We start from the raw sequence: 18,151 nt of genomic DNA, 5'->3' as shown, positions 1-18,151 counted from the left end.
GGCAAGAGCCTTATTGGTATTGAGATCCCGAACACCGACCGCGAGACGGTTTCGCTGGGCGATGTGCTGCGCAGCAAGAACGCCGCCGCCAGTGCCCACCCGCTCACCATTGGTGTCGGTAAGGACGTTGAGGGCGGCTACCTGGTAGCAAACCTAGCCAAGATGCCGCACCTGCTGGTTGCGGGAGCCACCGGTGCCGGTAAGTCCAGCTTCGTAAACTCCATGATCACGTCCATCCTGATGCGCTCCACTCCCGCGGAGGTGCGGATGGTGCTGATCGACCCCCAGCGCGTTGAACTCAGCGCCTATCAGGGCGTTCCGCACCTGGTCACCCCGATTATTACCAACCCCAAGAAGGCGGCCGAGGCGCTGCAGTGGGTAGTGAAGGAGATGGATTCTCGCTACGACGACTTAGCGAGCTTTGGCTTTAAGCACATCGATGATTTCAACCGCGCAATTGTTGCCGGTGAGGTCTCGCTGCCAGAAGGTTCGAAGCGCGAGCTGCAACCTTACCCATACCTGCTTGTCGTGGTTGATGAGCTTGCCGATCTGATGATTGTGGCCCCAAGAGATGTTGAGGATTCGATTGTTCGCATCACTCAGCTTGCTCGTGCATCAGGAATTCACTTGGTGCTTGCAACCCAACGCCCATCTGTGGACGTTGTCACCGGTTTGATTAAGGCCAACGTGCCATCCAGGCTGGCCTTCTCGGTTTCCTCGGTTACCGATTCCCGAGTTATTTTGGATCAGCCTGGCGCCGAGAAGTTGGTCGGCCAAGGTGATGCACTCTTCGCTCCGATGGGTTCGAACAAGCCAGTGCGTGTTCAGGGTGCCTGGGTTGCAGAAGATGAGCTTCACAGGGTCGTAGCACACGTCAAGCAGCAGATGGAACCTGAGTACCGCAACGATGTAACGGCAGTTCAGGCCAACCGGGTCATCGACTCTGAAGTTGGCGACGATCTTGACCTTATGCTGCAAGCGGCAAACTTGATTGTGAACTCGCAGTTCGGCTCGACCTCGATGCTGCAGCGCAAATTACGTGTTGGTTTTGCAAAGGCTGGCCGCCTGATGGATCTTTTAGAGTCCAGGGGAGTGGTCGGCCCTTCTGAAGGCTCCAAGGCTCGCGATGTTCTTGTGAAGCCGGACGAACTACCTCAGCTCCTTGCTCGACTGAGCGGCCAAACCACCGCCGTGTTCGACGGTGATGCTGCGGACGAAGACGATGGTGACGAGGATGCCTGGCAACTGACTGGAAGACGTGATGACTTCTAGATCGTTTCTGTACCGTCAGACCCCAAACCTGATTACCTCAGCCCGCATCTTGATGGTGCCGTTGGTGCTGTGGTTGATGATGGTCGGCTGGGATTCGGCGGTTGACCGACTCGTTGCACTCATCATCTTGATTCTTGCTGCCTCAACAGATGGCATAGATGGTGCAATTGCCCGCAAACGTAATTTGATTACAAATCTCGGGAAGATCCTTGACCCAATTGCCGACAAGGCTCTCTTGTCAGGCGCCCTGATCGTTCTCTCGATCCAGGATGCCGTTCCCTGGTGGGCAACGATTGTCATTCTGGTCCGTGAATTCGGAATCACCGTTTTCCGCTTGGTGGTTGCGAAAAAGCGCGTAATCGCTGCCTCTGGCGGAGGCAAACTCAAAACGGTAATTCAGATCGTCGGTGTCTGCATGGCTGTCGCACCGTTTGGATTCTTGGGTGACTGGTGGTTTGTGCTGACAGACATAGTCATCTACGTGGCAGTCGCACTCACGGTGTGGACCGGTATTCACTATCTGAGGCCCGTAAAGTGAACATCATCGACGCGGCCAGAGACTGCGGTCTATTTCTCGCCGTGGCTGAGTCGCTAACCGGGGGTCAACTGACGGCCAGCTTGATCGACACCCCAGGTGCATCAGATGTAGTTCTTGGTGGTTTGGTCGCTTACCAAGGTGAACTCAAAGAACAGTTGCTGGGGGTTAGCCCGCAGCTAATTGCCACCCAAACCGCGGTGGATGCTGAGGTTGCGGCACAAATGGCAGAGGGCGTCAGAGGGAAGCTGGCTTTGAAGTGCGCAAAGGACGTCAACTCTGTGATTGGCATCTCGACTACCGGCGCCGCAGGGCCTGATCCGGTCGGACCAAATCCTGCAGGAACGGTGTTCATCGGAGTTGCTTCGAACCTCGGGATCAAAGTGCTCTCCCTCCATTTTGAAGGCGATCGTGCTGCGGTTAGACAGCAAGCTACTTCGGTGGCCCTTGAAGCGTTAGTGGAAGAAATCCAGCGGCTATCTGGTTGTTAATCAGGAAACTTTCAGACACTGAAGGTAAATTTGTCGCATTGAGCCGATAGGTTATTGGCCAGGAGGAAAACCGTTGGTACTACTTAGACAAGAAATCGGTGACGTGCTTCGTTCACACAGTATCCGCTGGTTATGTCACCGCTGCCGTGTTCGTCTTGGGTGTTTCTGCTTGGTATTTGCTGAAGGGCCGACATACTGAATTGGCTCGGCGATCAATTGCAGTTGCAGCGTCCTTTGGTCTTGCTGCAGCATTGTCTGTTGTCGTCTTGGGCGATGAATCTGGATATTCGGCCAGCCACACACAGAAAATGAAATTGGCTGCGATCGAAGCAATGTGGGAAACCCATCCAGCTCCAGCGCCATTCACTGCGTTTGGCCTTCCCGATCAAGAGGCACGCGAAACGAAGTATGCCATTGAGATTCCGTGGGTCATGGGGCTGATTGGGACTCGTTCACTGACAACTGAAATTCCTGGGATCGAGGATCTTGTTCACCAAGCAGAAGAACGTATCCGTTCTGGCATCATAGCATATGATGCTTTGATGGAAATTCGTGCTGACCTTAATAATGTCAGTGACGAAGCTCGCGCCCAGTTTGAAGAACACTCCGATGATCTTGGTTTTGCACTTCTTCTAAAACGCTATGTTGATGATCCACGCGAAGCGACCGAAGAGCAGATCTTGATGGCGGCAGATGATACTGTTCCGACAGTTTGGCCTCTGTTCTGGGCTTTCCGGATCATGGTGGCACTTGGGTTCAGTTTTATCGGATTGATGCTCTACTTCTTCTACCTTGCGTCGTTTAAAGGCATGAAATTCCCGAAATTGGCGCTTCGTTTGGCTGTGATTATGATCCCAGCGCCTTGGATTGCGGCCGAGTTGGGATGGTTTGTTGCGGAGTTTGGTCGCCAGCCTTGGACAGTAGATGGCGTTTTGCCAACTGCATTGTCCGTTAGCTCTCTTTCGGTAACTGAAGTTGCAATGACGCTTGCAGGCTTTGTTCTTTTCTACACCGTCCTCTTCATCGTCGAGATGGGCCTGATGATCAAATACATCAAAAAAGGCCCGTATATGGACGTGAAGGAAACGGATGAATGGATGGATGTTCATCGTCGTCGCATGATCACCGTCGGTGAGCCAGATGCAATCGCAACCCCTGCGGAGTAATAGCTATGATCCTGCATGAACTTATCAGCTTTGATATCCTGCGCCTGATATGGTGGGTGCTTCTTGGAGTGCTCCTGATCGGGTTTGCGTTAACTGATGGATTTGACATGGGTGTGGGGGCGTTGCTTCCATTCGTAGCTAAGTCTGACACGGAACGACGTATGGTTATCAATACCGTCGGACCGGTCTGGGAAGGCAACCAAGTCTGGTTCATTCTCGGTGGTGGAGCAATCTTTGCTGCTTGGCCACCTCTTTACGCAGTTAGCTTCTCAGGCTTTTACCTCGCAATGTGGGTCGTTTTGGCGGCGCTCATTGTACGCCCTGTTGCCTTTAAATACCGATCTAAACGGGAATCTACTTCTTGGCGTTCCGCTTGGGATTGGGCCTTGTTCGCTGGCGGTTTCGTCCCTGCGCTGATTTTCGGCGTAGCGGTCGGTAACGTCCTTCAGGGTGTTCCATTTCACTTAACCCCTGACCTTCATTCCATTTATGAGGGCGGTGTTGCAGGGAAGTTCTTTGGACTTTTGAACCCTTTTGCACTTCTCACTGGCGTTGTCTCTGTCGGCATGTTGGTTATGCATGGCTCTGCATGGCTCTCTCTTAAATCAGAGGGGGTGATTGTAGAACGTGCTCGTACTTACGGTGTATATGGGGCAACTGTTGCAGGTATAGGCTTTGTCATTGCAGGCCTTTGGCTGGCCTTTGGGATTGACGGATACAGCTTCGTAAATACGATTGATCCGGCAGGCCCTTCGAACCCACTTTTGTCCGAAGTGGCTAAGGGTGGAAGTTGGTTGAATGCATATAACGATCGCCCATGGATCATGATCGCCCCAATCATGGGTATGGCTGGCGGTTTGTTGACAATCCGTGGTCTTCGCTCGGGTCACGAAATTTCGACGCTTCTCACCTCCAAACTGGCAATCTTTGGCATGATTTCGAGTGTCGGCCTAACCATGTTTCCGTTCATCCTACCGTCATCGACTGATCCAAGATCATCGCTGACCGTTTGGGATGCATCTTCATCTCACATGACCTTGTTCATCATGTTGGTTGTGACATTGATCTTCATGCCCCTGATCCTCGCCTATACAGCATGGGTCTACAAAGTGCTTTGGGGCAAAGTCACCGAGAAAGATGTGATCGAACACGGTGACTCTCTCTACTAGGGAAAGGATATCTTTATGTGGTATTTCGCTTGGATCCTCGGACTTCCGCTCGCCGCTATCTTTGCAGTTATGAACGCCATGTGGCTCGAACTGCGTGAGGATAAACGGTTGGCAGACGACGCATAATCGTCACGCGTTCCCTGTGGCGCTCTATGGAGGCGGGTTCACTCGCCTCCATTTTTATTGCCGCATAGGGCGTAGTCTATTCGCAATCGGCAGAGACCCGGAGATATGTTCGATCAAGTGATTTTGGCGATCAATGGACCGCCGTTCGTCTTTTCAGTGATCTTGCTTATGTGGAATGGCACATCGTCGAAAAATCGTGTGCCAAACTAATGCGGAGAATGTTGATATATGTGCTGTTGGCACAAAAAAGCCCCCGAGAAAATCTGCTCGGGGGCGTGAATTGGGAACCAATTATTCAGGTTTTTTAGGAGGTGATACCAGGGATTCAAGCGTGTAAACGAGGACTGCTGCTCCGATTGCACCTCCGACGCCAACCATCAAAAAGACAATCAAATCGACGGGACCGCCGAGGTCTGTCAGGTGCGAATGGGTCATGGCCATTACGAACCAAATTGCCCCGACAAATCCAAATGGCATAGAGATTTGAGCGTAGAGGAACTTTGTCCAAGAGACCGAGCGATCGCGGATCAAAACAAAGAGGTAGAGCGCAGTCACGATGACTGCGGCTGCAACCATTGCCCAGAACAAGCCTCGACCAAAGATTTCCTCGAATACTGCGAGAAAGGTGGAAAGGGTCATCTCTTTCATCTGACGTCTCCTTAGGCTTTGCCACGAAGCATGGCGTTATAGGTTGCTTTGAGTGCGACCTCCTTCATCAGCCACGAAATCCAAAGCTCTTCTAGCGGGGCGATGATGCCGGGGAAGGACGGCGTGAGGTTGTTTTCGTAATCGAATTCGATCAGCATCGCCCGACCGACGCGCGTGATCATGGGGCAAGAGGTGTAGCCATTGTAGGTCTCTGTGGGATCAGCGCCTGCAATGGTCGACACGATCTGGTCCTCGACAACAACGACCTGCCATTTGACTGAGGCTGCTGTTTTCCCTTTTGGAACGCCCGCAACATCGCCGAGGGCCCAAATGTCGGGATAGCGTAGGTGGCGTAAGGTTGTCTTGTCACATTCAACCCAGCCTTGGTCGGTCCATTTGTCAGCCCAAGAGAGCCCAGACTGCCGAATAACCTCGGGTGCGCGCTGTGGCGGGATCACATGCAGATAATCGTAGTCGAGCTCGACTTCACCATTTTCGGTTGTGAAGGTCGCGCGCTTTGCGCCTGCATCAATCGATTTGAGGACGTGCGAATAGTTCGGCGTGATACCGCGATCCCCAAACAGCATTCGGACCTTTTCTGAGACGATGGGCACACCAAACAGGCTGTTGTTATTCGCCATGTAGTGGACATCCATTTTTCCTGCATTGCCCGCGCGGCGAGCGATGTCGTCAATCAAGAACGTATGTTTGAGCGGAGCGCCCGCGCATTTCATTTCCGTCGCAGGGCGGGTGAAGAGGCCGACGCCGCCTTCTTCGGTAAATTTGGAGGCCGCTTGCCATGTCTTGGCTGCATACTCTGGGCCTGCGTAGAGAGAGCCGATTCCGTTGGTGCCGACCATATCGAGACTGAACCCGTCTATGGCATCGTGATCCAAAACCAGACCCGGTGCGACAACTAGGAAATCATAGGTCAGAACCTGCCCGCTCTCTGTTGCAACCGTTTTGAGATCAGGATCGATTGCGGCGGCTTTCTCTGCGATGAGGGTGACACCAGACGGCAACCAATCCGTCGTTTGGGATACAACATAGTCGGCGGGTTTTAGTCCTGCCGCGACAAGCGATAGACCAGGTTGGTAAAGATGCTGCGGGCGGGGATCGATGATGGTGATTTGCGCTCCGTCCAACCGTTCAACAAGTCGGTTGGCAAGCGCAGTACCGCCAGCCCCAGCGCCGATAATCACGATTTTTGCGTTGGTTGGTATTGGCGCCGCTTGTGTTTCAGCGGTCGAAACAACAAGAGCCGCTCCGCCTGCCGCAAGTCCGAGAAAACCGCGACGGCCTATGGAAGGGTTTAGAGAATTGGTCATCTGGTACTCCAAATTATACATCAATTTTATGGCATATAATTGGGCGTGGATGATTTGATGTAGGTCAAAAAAGTGATTAAACATATATTTTTAATATGTCTTTATGGGGCATTCGTTCGTTGAATTTCTCGAACTGCTGAGTGGTAAAATTTTAATAACTGAGGCGAAATTTATTCGCTCCTCTCTTAAATTCACCTGCAGCGAATGACCGCTTCCCGCCGCCCCTTTATTTTACAGCTTCATTCGCTCAGGCTGCCTGTTGATTTGGCGATAAGAAGGCATTCGTTTTGCATCTGTGACCTGCCCCCCCACCTGTCCCTCGTTCATAACGAGAGTCTGCGGGATTGATTTTGATAGTCGAGGGTTTCGTTGTGGGCAAGCGCGTCGGGCGCGGAGCCCTCAAATTGCTCAAGCGTCCGGCTCGCTTGCAGCGGCGTCTGGTTTCCGAGCGACGAGTGTGGCCTGACGGCATTGTAGTCATATCGCCAGAGCGCCAGCTTCCGTCGGGCATCGTCCAGACTGTCAAATATCTCCTCATTCAGCAGCTCGTCGCGCAGGCTGCCGTTGAAAGACTCGATAAAGGCGTTCTGCTGTGGTTTTTCGGGGTCGATGTAATGCCACGGCACCTCGTTCTGATCCGCCCATTTTAGGATCGCCCGACTTGTGAACTCTGTGCCGTTATCACTGACAATGCAGGCAGGCTTTCCATACACCCGCACCACCGCATCCAGCTCGCGGGCAACACGAGCTCCCGAGATGCTTGTGTCAGCCATGAGACACAGGTTCTCGCGGCAGAAATCGTCGATCACTGCCAAGATGCGGAATTTGCGGGATGCACCAAAGCTGTCTGACACGAAGTCCAGCGACCACCGCGCATTTGGGCGCGCCGCCTCCGGCATCGGTGTGCGTGTTCCGCGGGCTCGCTTGCGGCCACGCCGTCGCTTCACCGAAAGACCTTCCTCCCGGTAGACCCGATACAGTTTCTTGTGGGTCATGATCATGCCCTTTCGTTCGAGCAGGACCCCGATCCGGCGATACCCGAACCGACGCCGCTTACTGGCAATCTCCTGGATCTCCTTGCGGATCTCCGGGCAATCCGGCGGGCGTTCGCGCCGGACCGTCTTTGGGTCGACACCGACAAGCCGGCAGGCCCGACGCTGCGAGATGTCATGATCTCGCAGAGCTTTGAGCGCTGCCTCTCGTCGCTTGCTCAGCGTCGTCAGTTCTTTCTCAGAAGATCTTTCAGAACCACGTTGTCGAGCATCGTGTCGGCCAACAGGCGCTTGAGCTTGACGTTCTCATCCTCAAGCGCTTTCAGCCTGGCGGCGTCAGAAACTTCCATGCCGCCATACTTGGACTTCAGCTTGTAGAACGTGGCTGGGCTCAGGCCGTGGCGACGGCATACCTCCACAGTCGGCATCCCTGCCTCCTGCTCTTTGATCATCCCGATAATCTGCGCCTCGGTAAAACGGCTCTTTCGCATTCGTCTGCTCCTTCAAGCTTAAGCAGACTCTACATCATCGTGAGGGATTTCGCGGGGGGCAGGTCACCAGTTCTAAATTGAAATGGTAGTCAAGTAATGCTGGCTTTTACATTTGATTGTGGACCTCAGATAGGAACTCTTCCTTTGCGTCGAAGGCGATCTTTTTTGGATGGTCATTTTTCGTCAAATACAGCAAGATAATATGGGTAGGCTACAAAGCGTGCGCTCCCCCGCAACCAAAAAAAATTCATTAACAATATCAGCATCTTGTAGACCCAAAAAGGGGGAAAATGAAGTTTGGCCCATCGAAAGCTGCAGTAACTCGGCTGGACCGCCTTTGCTCGTCAGTTTCGTTTTAAATATTCATTCCAGAGTCACTCTTTCGGCCTAAAATATGTACCTGTTCTCACAGGATCATTTTACATTGAACGTCTAAGGCTATCACCGTTCCTTTACCTTCTAGATCAGGACCTCCCATGACCGCTCACTTGTTTCAGTTGCCCGAGGCTCTCACGGTCCCCGTAAAGGGTGAAACGGCGCAGTATCCTGTGGGCCGTATCTTCTGTGTCGGGCGCAATTATGCCGCTCATGCCAAAGAGATGGGGTATGAGGTTGATCGCGAGGCTCCGTTCTATTTCACAAAGTCGTCCTCTGCTGCGATCCTGTCGGGTACGACGGCGGCTTATCCGCTGGGCACCGAAAATTACCATTATGAAATGGAATTGGCCTTGGTCATCGGGTCGGACGTTGCTCGAGCAACGCCTGATGAAGCGGTTGCTGCGATATATGGGTATTGCTGTGCGCTCGACATGACGCGCCGCGATTTGCAGCTAAAAGAACGGGTGAAACAGCGGCCTTGGGACTTGGGCAAGGACGTTGAACAGTCTGCGGTGTTTTCCACCATCACCAAGGCAACTGATTTTACGCCAACCGATCAGCGCATCCATTTGTCGGTTAACGGCGACCTTAAACAGGACTCGTCGCTCTCCCTGCTTGTTCACAAGGTGGCAGACATAGTTGCTGATCTGTCTAAATATTATCACCTTCGTGCTGGCGATGTGATCCTAACTGGCACGCCAGAAGGTGTCGGTCCCGTTGTCCCAGGAGATGTGATTAGCGGTGGGATCGACGGGCTAGATCCGATTTCTCTTACGATCGGTGCGTCGATTTGACCGCCAAGGTTTCCTTTCCGTCACGTTAGGAAACTATTGAACCTCAAATGCTTGGGCGACCTAATGCGCGGGACGTTTAAGGGAGGACTTTATGGATATTTCGGGGCAGGTGGCCATCGTAACTGGCGGCGGCAGTGGTCTAGGTGCGGCAACGGCGCGGTATTTGGCATCCAAAGGCGCAAAGGTCGGGATTCTGGACTTTGACAGTGCTGCAGGGGCAGCGGTCGCGTCCGAGGTGGGAGGTCTATCAGTTCAGGTCGACGTGGGCGATGCGGCGCAGGTCGAAGCCGCCATTGATACCATCGTATCTCAGCTTGGCGCACCGCGTGTCGTTGTGAATTGCGCTGGCATTGCGAATGCTGCTCGCATGGTGGGGCGTGAAGGCAAGCTAGCCGTTGACCTGTTTGAGCGTGTGATCCGCGTCAACCTGATCGGCACTTTCAACGTGATGTCCTATGCGACGCGTGCCATGATGGACCTGCCGTTGCTGGAAAATGGTGAGCGTGGCGTGATCATCAACACCTCGTCCGCAGCCTATCAGGACGGTCAAGTGGGGCAGGCGGCCTATTCGGCGTCAAAGGGTGGCGTGGCGTCGATGTGTCTGCCTCTGGCGCGTGAGCTGGCCCAATCGGCCGTGCGTGTCATGGCGATCGCACCGGGTCTGTTCGGCACGCCAATGATGATGAGCCTACCGACAGAGGTTACCGACGCGATCATTAAAAACGTGCCGCACCCAGCGCGTTTGGGTCAGCCGGACGAGTTTGGCCTCTTGGTGAGCCAGATCATCGAGAACCCATATCTGAACGGTGAAGTTATTCGCCTAGATGGGGCGACACGTCTGCCGCCGCGATAACGGCACACAGATGTAGCAAAAAGGGGCGCGGTTGCGCCCCTTTTCGTGTTTCTGGGTATGGCGATCTTAGAACTGGCCGATCGACCAGAAGAACGTCTCGCCCGAGCTATCATCAACGCCATCGTTGTCGGTCGACATCCATGTGGTGCCGTCTTGCATGATTGCCATGCCTTCGATCTTGTCGACAACGTAGCCGCCGTTCGATGCCAGATCAGGGATTAGGTCGTAGACGACTTCTTTGGTGACAACGGGTAGGTCGCCGCCCAGTGGCGCAGGCACCATTTCGGACAAAGCAACGCGGGTCACTTGTTTCACGGCTGCGTTTTCGCCGATCTGGTTGTCGCGTTCGATCAGGTAGACGTAGTCTCCGTGAGCCTGAATTTCCGACAGGCCAATCCAACCCGTTTCAACCGCGTCCAGCGGATAACGAACTGCGCCCCATTCTTCGGTGGTGGTGTTATACGACACCAGTTTCACAAAGCCTTTGTCGTCGTCAGCCCACTCGCGCTGAACGGCCATCCAGAGGGTGTCGCCGACCAGCGTGATGCCTTCAAAACCAAAGCGTTTTTCAACAGCCAGAAGCTCTGCTGGAAGTGCGATTTCTTCTTTGATCTGGCCGTTGGCCTTCACGTGGTAGATCGCGTGGGGAACCAGACGGTCGGTGCGGCCTTCGGATGCGATCCAGAAACCGCCTTCGCCGTCCAGCGTGATACCTTCCATGTCCATCTTCTGTGCCGGATAGCCTGCGCGGGTCACGTCGGTTGCTGCGATGATACGAGCAGGTGTTTGGCTCGGGTCGATGGTGAAGATGCGCGGCTGGTAGCCATAGAAGCTGTCATTGACGGCGTAGATCATCCCGTCTTCGTCAGCGACCATGCCAGAGATTGCACCCCAACCGATCAGTTCGTCAGCGCCTTCAGAGGTCAGCTGCGGGTAAGCTGCTGGTGCGTCCTGAAGTTCGTAGATCATGACGTGTGCACGTGCTGCGCCGTCTTCGCCAAGGTCTACTTCGTTTGCGGTGGCAAGCAGGCCGCGCTCTGGGATTGCAATCGCGCCCTCAGGCGAAATGCCCGACGGCAGAACCTGTTTAAAGACAGGGTTGGTTGCGTCGGTCACGTCGTAGACGGTGATGGTCGATGCGCGTTCCGACAGGATAAAGGCGTAGGTGGTGTCGCCGAAAGTTGCGACTTCCATGCCCTCTGGCTCAACGCCTTTGGCGTCGGACCGTTTGTCAGGGTAATGGCCTGCGTGGATGATCGGGGTTTCGAAGGCGTTGCCAGATTCCCAAACCAAAGTGCCGTCTTTGTGGAACACTGTAACCGAACGCGAACCGCCGTCCATGTCGCCTTCGTTTGCGATCATGACGTGGTTATCGTCGATCCACTGAAGGCCGTCCGGCTCGCGTAGGCGACCAGGCTGGCTTTCGTTAAAGATCAGCGCGCCGCGTTCGTCGGTTGCGTCGATATTGACCAGATCTACAGAACCAGCCGAGAATTCGTTCTGAACCGAACCGTCAGCGTTCAGGATAACGATCGAGTTGTTTTCCTGCATGGTGACTGCGATTTCGCCGAGGCTATTGACGTCGACGAACTCGGGCTCTGGATCTTCGGGTGCGATGTCGCTGAGGCCAGAGACGTCGATTTTTACGAGGCTATCGCAAGCCAATGCATCGCCAGAAAGACCAACGGTGACCATGTAGCCGGCAGGCATCTGGCCAACGCGACCGTCGCCGAGGTCTTCGTCACGTTCGTTCTCGATAGCGACCGTTACCATATCGCCAGCGTGGGTGTGCGCAGTCGAGTCAGGCTGACCACCGAGGTCACATTCACCAGTGACTGAACCGTCAGCGAGGTTTACAGAAACCAGCTTGCCCGACGGATTGGTATAAGATTCAGAAGTGTTCACCGCAACGTAAGCAATGTTGCCGACGACGGTCACAGAGGTCGGTTCGCCGCCCATGTCCACGTTGCCTTTGGCCTGCGGGTTTGTCGCGTCAGTGATGTCGATCAGACCAACAACGCCCAGCGGGCTGTCGGTATAGATTAATGTCATGCCATCGTCAGACGCGGCGATGATTTCGGCAGAGGATTCTGCAGAGGCATCGGCGTTGTTATGCGGCGTCGCAAACGATGCGATGCGGTTAAAGTTCATCTCTGCCGATGCTTGGCCAGTAGCCAAAGCGAGGATCGACGTAAGGCAGACGGATTTAAAGGTCATGCGAAACTCTCTGTCGGAAATTGAAAGACAGAATTCGCATGAAGGGCCTGTGTAACCCCTGATTAAAGCAACGGTAACACTCCTGTAAAATCACGACCCACGCGCTGTTTTGCAGTCAGCGGCCACGCGCTGAGGTGTCGTAAAACTGAATCTTTGCTGTCGCTAAAGGTTCATAGGCATGAGAATTTCCTGTCACAAACCATGCGTATCCCCCGTCGAAGCAACACAGGGGATGGTATGCAACTCAACGTAAACAGCGTGACCAAGCGCTTCGGTGACAAAGCGGCAGTCGACAACATTTCTTTTTCTGTCGAAGGCGCGCAGTTCGTAGGCATTATTGGCCGCTCTGGTGCGGGTAAATCGACGTATCTGCGTATGATGAACCGCCTGACTGATGCGACCGAGGGTCAGATCGTCGTTGATGGCGTTGATGTGTTGGCTCTGCAGGGCAAAGATAAACGCGACTGGCAGAGCCAATGCGCGATGGTGTTCCAGCAGTTCAACCTTGTCCCGCGTATGGATGTTGTGTCGAACGTACTGCATGGCCTTTTGGGGCGCCGTTCTACGCTGACCAGTGTTCTAAACCTTTGGTCGAGCCAAGACATCACCCGCGCCCTCGAAATTCTCGACCGTTTGGGTATCGCTGAACAGGCCGCAAAGCGGGCCGAGGCGCTATCTGGTGGTCAACAACAGCGTGTCGCGATTGCCCGTGCGCTGATGCAAGACCCCAAGATCATCCTCGCCGACGAACCGATTGCCTCGCTCGACCCGATGAACGCGCAGATCGTGATGGACACGCTCAAGCGCATCAACGTCGAAGACGGCCGCATGGTGATGGCGAACCTTCATACCCTCGATACGGCGCGTCGGTATTGCGACCGCGTGATCGGGATGCGGGACGGACGCATCGTGTTTGATGGCACCCCTAGTCAACTGACCCAAGACGTTGCTCGCGACATCTATGGGGCAGACGAAAGCTTTTCCGAGAGCGCAACCTCGACAGAGATCGGGTCGCTGGCTCCCGCAACAGAATACGCAGCCGCACTATTGAGCGACTGAGTAGCCACAGGCAAAGGCCGCGTGATGGCCGCGCCAATTCGAATGATATGTTCCCTTTGGAGACGACCATGAAAAAGATCCTTTCCGTTGCACTCGCAACTACCGTTCTGGCTGGCGCTGCTGCCGCTCAGGAAATCACTGAATTCAACATCGGTATCCTCGGCGGTGAAAACGCGCAGGACCGTATGAACTCCTACGCTTGCCTTCAGAACTACGCATCTGAAGCACTCGGCGTTGACGTTAAACTCTTCGCTCCTGCTGACTACGACGGCGTTATCCAGGGTCTTCTGGGCGGCACCATCGACATGGCTTGGCTCGGTGCTTCGGGTTACGCAAAAGTTTACCTGACCGACCCTGAAGCTGTTTCGCCAGTTCTGGTCAAAGCGAACCTCGACGGTTCCTACACCTACCACTCGATCGGTTTCGCACGCGCTGACAGCGGCATCACCTCGCTCGAAGACGTTCAGGGCAAAGTATTCGGCTTCGGTGACCCGAACTCCACCTCTGGCTTCCTGATCCCGTCGGTAGAAATTCCGCAGGCAACTGGCCACTCGATGGAATCCGGCGATTACTTCGGCGAAGTTCGCTTCACCGGCGGCCACGAGCAAACCATCGTTGCAGTTAACAACGGTGACATCGACGCTGGCGTGACGTGGGCTGACGGTCAGGGCAACTGGGAAGACGGCTACAACTCGGGCGCTCTGCGCAAAGCAGTTGACGCTGGCCTCGTTGACATGAACGACCTCGTTCAGATCTGGATGTCTAAACCGATCCCAGAAGGCCCTGTTGTTCTCCGCAACGCACTGCCGGAAGACGTAAAAACAACCATGACCGCGCTGGTCGAAGGTCTGCAAGCTGCTGACCCAGATTGCGCATACGGCGTTGCTGCTGGCGATACCTCTGGTTTCGTTCCGATCACTCACGACTACTACGAAACCATCATCGAAGTACGTCGTCAGCAGATCGCTAACGGTTCCTAATCAAACCATGACCCGAAGGCAGCATTCGTCTGTCTTCGGGTTTTTCATATCCGGGACATACTAATGACGGCACACACCGTATCTGGCACGGCAGAGTATCTCGCTCTGGTCCGCCGCCGCCGCCTTTATGGGGCCATTCTGGTCGCGCTCTTCTTTGTGCTTTTTGCGAGCGGGTTCACCGTTGCCGAAGATCGCAATGCAGGCGGATTTCTAGCCGGTTTGCACCGCATTTTTGATTTCCCAAAAGAGATTTTCGCTGAGGCCTTCACGAACTGGCAGAACCTGCCGCGTCTATTCGTGGCCGCTATTCCGTCCCTAATCGAGACCCTGAATATCGCAGCGATTGCGACCTTGTTCGGCGGACTCTTGGGGATGGTTCTGGCCTTTTTGTCGACGCGTGGTCTGGCCCTTTGGCCGCGCCTGACACCCGTTTTCCGCCGCATCATGGATACCATGCGCGCTGTGCCTGAGATCGTTATCGCACTGGTTTTGATCTTCCTCTTGGGCGTCGGACCTGTCCCCGCGATGATCGCGATTGCGTTCCACACGGCGGGCGCATTGGGCAAACTGTTTTCCGAAGCGGCAGAAAACGTGGATTTGAAACCCGTTGAAGGCCTGGCGTCGGTCGGTGGCAATTGGTTCCAGCGCATCTGGTTCGGCGTGATGCCTCAGGTCGCGCCGAACTGGTCTTCCTACGCACTTTTGCGGTTCGAGATTAACATTCGTGCATCTGCGATCCTTGGCTTCGTTGGGGCTGGTGGTTTGGGCTACGACCTGAAAACCGCGCTCCAGTGGGGGCAGGGGAAATACGATCAAGTGGTCGCGATTTTCGCGATCCTATTCCTGACCATCATGATCGTTGACCACTTGTCTGACCGTGCCCGTCAACGTCTGGTAAAGGGAGGGGCATTGGTATGACCACCGCATCTGAAAATTTCGATACCGTCGGTTTGAAGCAGTCCATCGAGGGCACCTTTCGGTTCCGTAAATGGCGCAGCATTGCAGTGCCCTTCGCGATCCTCGGCTACCTGATCTACGTGTTCTTCGCGTTTGACGTCGCGGGCCTCGCGTCACGTGCGCGTCCTGAAAACGCGGCGGTCCTCCTTGGTGACTTTTGGTCCTACAAGACCCACATCACGCGCGATAATCGGTCTGGTGAGGTCGTGGCCTCGGTCGAGGGCGAACGCAAAGGGACATACCCTGCAGGCGAAGGCCCAGAATGGGTGGCGATGGGTGAAACCACGACTATTTCGCTCTACGGTGATGCGTCTGTTCAGTATCTTCCCGACAATATGGCCGTCATCAATCTTCCCGACTTTGGTGAAATCACGACCCAAGTGAACGGGCGCGCTGTGGTGCTCACGCTCCCTGATGGCAAAGATATTCCTGAGTGGATGAGCGTCTCTCGCAATCGCGTGTCCATCGATCAAGGCAAGTGGCGCTTTTCTATGACCCCTGCGCGGACCGAAGTGTTCCGCTATCAAGCAGGCTGGGAGCTGTTCTTCTTTACCCTCGACAGTCCGTTCTATGGCAAGTCGGTTGGAGAATTGATCGCGCTCGCCATTTGGGAACCGCGTGTGACCGCAGAACATTCCAACATTGTCGCGATGATCGACGGCTTTTGGAACAACAAAATGTGGCGCCATGGCGATGTGTTCTGGGCAATGGGCGAAACGGTTCTGATGGCGTTCATCGGCACGATGGGGGCTGGGATGATCGCGTTCCCGCTGGCCTTTTTCGCGGCGTCGAACTTTGCGCCTGCGGTCTGGCTACGCCTTACATGCCGCCGTCTGTTCGACTTCTTGCGTGGGGTTGATGGTCTGATTTGGACGGTCATTCTGTCCCGTGCGTTCGGTCCGGGTCCGATGACGGGTTCCTTGGCGATCCTTCTCACGGATACGGGGACCTTCGGGAAAACCTTCTCTGAGGCGCTGGAAAACATCGACAACAAACAGGTTGAAGGTATCCAGTCCACGGGCGCGAATATGATCCAACGGATGCGTTTTGGCGTGATCCCGCAAGTCCTCCCGCTGATCCTGTCGCAGCTGCTCTATTACTTTGAATCGAACACCCGTTCGGCCACTGTCATTGGTGCGCTTGTCGGCGGCGGTATCGGTCTTTTGCTGACGCAGGCGATCATCACCCAAAAGGACTGGGAAGAGGTGTGCTATTACATGATCCTCGTCGTGCTGACGGTGATGATCATGGACACGATCTCGGGCTGGATCCGTAAGAAATTCATCAAAGGGTAATTATGCCGAAACTCTCTGCGACCGAACCGTTTGTTCATCCCGACTGCGAGATAGGCAATTCCACCTTTGGGGCCTATGTTGAAATCGGCAAAGGCAGCCGCGTTCTGAATTCGACGTTCGAGGATTATTCCTACTGTGATCGCTATGCTGACGTGGCGAACACGACGGTTGGTAAATTCGCGAATATCGCGGCCTTCACGCGAATTGGGCCGACGGATCACCCGTATCGGAATGCGGCGCAGCACCATTTCCTCTATCGGTCGTCCTATTATTTCGACGGCGTCGAGGATGATCCTGCGTTCTTTGAACACCGCGCATCACGGCGGAGCTCGTTGGGCGCGGATTGCTGGATTGGGCATGGGGCGATCATCAAGCCAGAGATCACCATCGGCATCGGTGCTGTCGTCGCATCAGGCGCGGTCGTGACCAAGGACGTGTCGCCCTTTATGATCGTGGCTGGCGTTCCCGCACAGCCAGTGAAAATGCGGTTTGAACAGTCCGTCGCGGATCGGCTCTTGGACCTCGCGTGGTGGGATTGGCCCCATGATCGGCTCAAAGACGCATTGAACGATTTCCGTCGTTTGCGGGCCGAAGAGTTCCTAGAGCGTTACGAGGGCTAATGCCCGTCGTTCGCAACGGTTAGCGCGACGCGGTCCCCGACAAACCAGCTTAACCCATATTCTATCGGCGCACCGTCGCGGTCGACGTTGATCGCTTCGGTCCGCAAAAGTGGTGAACCTTCGCTGACCTTTAACATGCCGGCGCGCGGCCCTTTGGCGACGGTCGCGGTAATGCGGGTTGAATGGCGGGTGTAGTCGGTCACCCCTAGCTGTTCGAGCGTTTTGGAAATCGACCGTTCGGTCTCCATGATCTGGGGCAGGTCTGCAAACCGTTGGGCGGGCAGGGCAGAGATAAAGTGACAGATGGGCAGAGCATCGCCCGACGAAATCCCTTCGACCACATGGACCATATCAACGCCCAAAGCCTCGCGTTCTTCGGCCTTAGCGGGGCGCGTTTCGATGCGGATAACTTGCCGTGACGGAGCACGCCCCGTCGCTGCGATGTTCTGGTGAAACCGCACACGTGCGCCGAGCTGGTAGTCGGCAGGCGGGTTTGAAGCGACGAACACGCCAGACCCGCGCTGAGACACCGTTATACCGTCTTCGTTCAGTGATGCGAGGGCATGGCGCACGGTGTGACGATTGACGCCGAACCGCGCCGATAATTGCGCCTCAGTCGGGAGCTTTGCTCCCGCGGGATAAAGGCCTTCGCCAATTTCATCTTTGAGAGTTTGGGCAATCGACAGCCACACAGGATTTTTGCGTGTCATGAAACCTTCATTTGCGAAATGGCGACGAATCTAGCAATATTTGTCTAGTTGTATAGATAGGTAGACAAAT

18 protein-coding genes are annotated in these 18,151 nt (G+C 54.8%); 13 read left to right on the top strand and 5 right to left on the bottom strand.

What is annotated here, in order from left to right; translation table 11 throughout:
• The 6 genes from AC1QQ2_RS03680 to cydX all read left to right on the top strand — a co-directional run.
• A partial coding sequence (locus AC1QQ2_RS03680; RefSeq protein ID WP_479712119.1) for a DNA translocase FtsK occupies window positions 1-1,272 on the top strand: 1,272 nt, incomplete at its 5' end.
• Complete coding sequence (pgsA, locus tag AC1QQ2_RS03675; protein ID WP_479712118.1) at window positions 1,262-1,810, top strand: CDP-diacylglycerol--glycerol-3-phosphate 3-phosphatidyltransferase; 549 nt, start codon at window positions 1,262-1,264, stop codon at window positions 1,808-1,810. The genes AC1QQ2_RS03680 and pgsA, both read left to right, overlap by 11 nt.
• The gene (locus tag AC1QQ2_RS03670) at window positions 1,807-2,298 is read left to right on the top strand and encodes a CinA family protein (RefSeq protein WP_479712117.1); all 492 of its coding nucleotides are present in this window, start codon (window positions 1,807-1,809) and stop codon (window positions 2,296-2,298) included. Before pgsA ends, AC1QQ2_RS03670 begins: the two co-directional genes overlap by 4 nt.
• 53 nt (window positions 2,299-2,351) lie before the next feature.
• On the top strand, window positions 2,352-3,464 hold the full coding sequence (locus tag AC1QQ2_RS03665; protein ID WP_479712123.1) for a cytochrome ubiquinol oxidase subunit I: 1,113 nt from the start codon (window positions 2,352-2,354) through the stop codon (window positions 3,462-3,464).
• A 5-nt stretch (window positions 3,465-3,469) separates the two neighbouring features.
• Complete coding sequence (gene cydB / locus AC1QQ2_RS03660) at window positions 3,470-4,633, top strand: cytochrome d ubiquinol oxidase subunit II (protein ID WP_479712116.1); 1,164 nt, start codon at window positions 3,470-3,472, stop codon at window positions 4,631-4,633.
• Between the two features lie 15 nt (window positions 4,634-4,648).
• Window positions 4,649-4,759, top strand: coding sequence for a cytochrome bd-I oxidase subunit CydX (gene cydX / locus AC1QQ2_RS03655; RefSeq protein ID WP_438985970.1), 111 nt, complete (start codon window positions 4,649-4,651; stop codon window positions 4,757-4,759).
• Window positions 4,760-5,050: 291 nt separating this feature from the next.
• Here cydX and AC1QQ2_RS03650 read toward each other — a convergent pair whose 3' ends face one another.
• From AC1QQ2_RS03650 to AC1QQ2_RS03640, 3 genes are all read right to left on the bottom strand, one after another.
• Window positions 5,051-5,407 carry a DUF5368 domain-containing protein gene (locus tag AC1QQ2_RS03650; RefSeq protein ID WP_479712115.1) on the bottom strand — a complete coding sequence of 119 codons (357 nt, stop codon included), beginning with the start codon at window positions 5,405-5,407 and terminating at the stop codon, window positions 5,051-5,053.
• Window positions 5,408-5,418: 11 nt separating this feature from the next.
• Window positions 5,419-6,735, bottom strand: a complete 1,317-nt coding sequence (locus tag AC1QQ2_RS03645; RefSeq protein WP_479712114.1) for an NAD(P)/FAD-dependent oxidoreductase — start codon at window positions 6,733-6,735, stop codon at window positions 5,419-5,421.
• 323 nt (window positions 6,736-7,058) lie between these two features.
• Window positions 7,059-8,218, bottom strand: a protein-coding gene (locus tag AC1QQ2_RS03640) for an IS3 family transposase (protein ID WP_479712113.1) whose coding sequence is annotated in 2 segments (ribosomal slippage) — window positions 7,059-7,966 and window positions 7,966-8,218 — 1,161 coding nt in all. Because the reading frame shifts where the segments join, the coding sequence is not laid out codon by codon here.
• A gap of 476 nt (window positions 8,219-8,694) precedes the next feature.
• On the opposite strand from AC1QQ2_RS03640, the gene AC1QQ2_RS03635 reads away from it, so the two are divergent.
• Both AC1QQ2_RS03635 and AC1QQ2_RS03630 read left to right on the top strand, forming a co-directional pair.
• Window positions 8,695-9,390 (top strand): fumarylacetoacetate hydrolase family protein, encoded by a 696-nt coding sequence (locus AC1QQ2_RS03635; RefSeq protein ID WP_479712112.1) that lies wholly within the window; start codon window positions 8,695-8,697, stop codon window positions 9,388-9,390.
• A gap of 91 nt (window positions 9,391-9,481) precedes the next feature.
• Window positions 9,482-10,243 (top strand): SDR family NAD(P)-dependent oxidoreductase, encoded by a 762-nt coding sequence (locus tag AC1QQ2_RS03630; RefSeq protein WP_479712111.1) that lies wholly within the window; start codon window positions 9,482-9,484, stop codon window positions 10,241-10,243.
• Window positions 10,244-10,309: 66 nt separating this feature from the next.
• On the opposite strand, the gene AC1QQ2_RS03625 is transcribed toward AC1QQ2_RS03630, so the two are convergent.
• Window positions 10,310-12,460: an esterase-like activity of phytase family protein gene (locus AC1QQ2_RS03625; RefSeq protein WP_479712110.1), complete on the bottom strand. Its 2,151-nt coding sequence runs from the start codon at window positions 12,458-12,460 to the stop codon at window positions 10,310-10,312.
• Between the two features lie 237 nt (window positions 12,461-12,697).
• Here AC1QQ2_RS03625 and phnC point away from each other — a divergent pair, with 237 nt between their 5' ends.
• The 5 genes from phnC to AC1QQ2_RS03600 all read left to right on the top strand — a co-directional run bounded on the left by phnC (window position 12,698) and on the right by AC1QQ2_RS03600 (window position 17,371).
• Window positions 12,698-13,519 carry a phosphonate ABC transporter ATP-binding protein gene (phnC, locus tag AC1QQ2_RS03620; protein ID WP_479712109.1) on the top strand — a complete coding sequence of 274 codons (822 nt, stop codon included), beginning with the start codon at window positions 12,698-12,700 and terminating at the stop codon, window positions 13,517-13,519.
• Window positions 13,520-13,587: 68 nt separating this feature from the next.
• Window positions 13,588-14,499 (top strand): phosphonate ABC transporter substrate-binding protein, encoded by a 912-nt coding sequence (gene phnD, locus AC1QQ2_RS03615; RefSeq protein ID WP_479712108.1) that lies wholly within the window; start codon window positions 13,588-13,590, stop codon window positions 14,497-14,499.
• Window positions 14,500-14,562: 63 nt separating this feature from the next.
• Window positions 14,563-15,417 (top strand): phosphonate ABC transporter, permease protein PhnE, encoded by an 855-nt coding sequence (gene phnE, locus AC1QQ2_RS03610; protein WP_479712107.1) that lies wholly within the window; start codon window positions 14,563-14,565, stop codon window positions 15,415-15,417.
• Complete coding sequence (gene phnE, locus AC1QQ2_RS03605; RefSeq protein ID WP_479712106.1) at window positions 15,414-16,751, top strand: phosphonate ABC transporter, permease protein PhnE; 1,338 nt, start codon at window positions 15,414-15,416, stop codon at window positions 16,749-16,751. Before phnE (AC1QQ2_RS03610) ends, phnE (AC1QQ2_RS03605) begins: the two co-directional genes overlap by 4 nt.
• Window positions 16,752-16,753: 2 nt before the next feature.
• Window positions 16,754-17,371, top strand: coding sequence for an LbetaH domain-containing protein (locus tag AC1QQ2_RS03600; RefSeq protein WP_479712105.1), 618 nt, complete (start codon window positions 16,754-16,756; stop codon window positions 17,369-17,371).
• On the opposite strand, the gene phnF is transcribed toward AC1QQ2_RS03600, so the two are convergent.
• Window positions 17,368-18,081 carry a phosphonate metabolism transcriptional regulator PhnF gene (phnF, locus tag AC1QQ2_RS03595; RefSeq protein ID WP_479712104.1) on the bottom strand — a complete coding sequence of 238 codons (714 nt, stop codon included), beginning with the start codon at window positions 18,079-18,081 and terminating at the stop codon, window positions 17,368-17,370. The genes AC1QQ2_RS03600 and phnF overlap by 4 nt on opposite strands.
• Between the last annotated feature and the right edge of the window lie 70 nt (window positions 18,082-18,151).

Origin of the sequence: Aestuarium sp. (assembly GCF_023253315.1) — a bacterium.
Classification (GTDB): Bacteria; Pseudomonadota; Alphaproteobacteria; order Rhodobacterales; family Rhodobacteraceae; genus Marivivens; species Marivivens donghaensis.
This window is presented reverse-complemented; position numbering and strand designations above follow the sequence as displayed.

Coding starts and splice junctions, on each gene's coding strand:
- pgsA (WP_479712118.1), top strand. CDS start 1,262: ATGACTTCTAGATCGTTTCTGTACCGTCAGACCCCAAACCTGATTACC.
- cydB (WP_479712116.1), top strand. CDS start 3,470: ATGATCCTGCATGAACTTATCAGCTTTGATATCCTGCGCCTGATATGG.
- cydX (WP_438985970.1), top strand. CDS start 4,649: ATGTGGTATTTCGCTTGGATCCTCGGACTTCCGCTCGCCGCTATCTTT.
- AC1QQ2_RS03650 (WP_479712115.1), bottom strand. CDS start 5,407: ATGAAAGAGATGACCCTTTCCACCTTTCTCGCAGTATTCGAGGAAATC.
- AC1QQ2_RS03645 (WP_479712114.1), bottom strand. CDS start 6,735: ATGACCAATTCTCTAAACCCTTCCATAGGCCGTCGCGGTTTTCTCGGA.
- AC1QQ2_RS03635 (WP_479712112.1), top strand. CDS start 8,695: ATGACCGCTCACTTGTTTCAGTTGCCCGAGGCTCTCACGGTCCCCGTA.
- AC1QQ2_RS03630 (WP_479712111.1), top strand. CDS start 9,482: ATGGATATTTCGGGGCAGGTGGCCATCGTAACTGGCGGCGGCAGTGGT.
- AC1QQ2_RS03625 (WP_479712110.1), bottom strand. CDS start 12,460: ATGACCTTTAAATCCGTCTGCCTTACGTCGATCCTCGCTTTGGCTACT.
- phnC (WP_479712109.1), top strand. CDS start 12,698: ATGCAACTCAACGTAAACAGCGTGACCAAGCGCTTCGGTGACAAAGCG.
- phnD (WP_479712108.1), top strand. CDS start 13,588: ATGAAAAAGATCCTTTCCGTTGCACTCGCAACTACCGTTCTGGCTGGC.
- phnE (WP_479712107.1), top strand. CDS start 14,563: ATGACGGCACACACCGTATCTGGCACGGCAGAGTATCTCGCTCTGGTC.
- phnE (WP_479712106.1), top strand. CDS start 15,414: ATGACCACCGCATCTGAAAATTTCGATACCGTCGGTTTGAAGCAGTCC.
- AC1QQ2_RS03600 (WP_479712105.1), top strand. CDS start 16,754: ATGCCGAAACTCTCTGCGACCGAACCGTTTGTTCATCCCGACTGCGAG.
- phnF (WP_479712104.1), bottom strand. CDS start 18,081: ATGACACGCAAAAATCCTGTGTGGCTGTCGATTGCCCAAACTCTCAAA.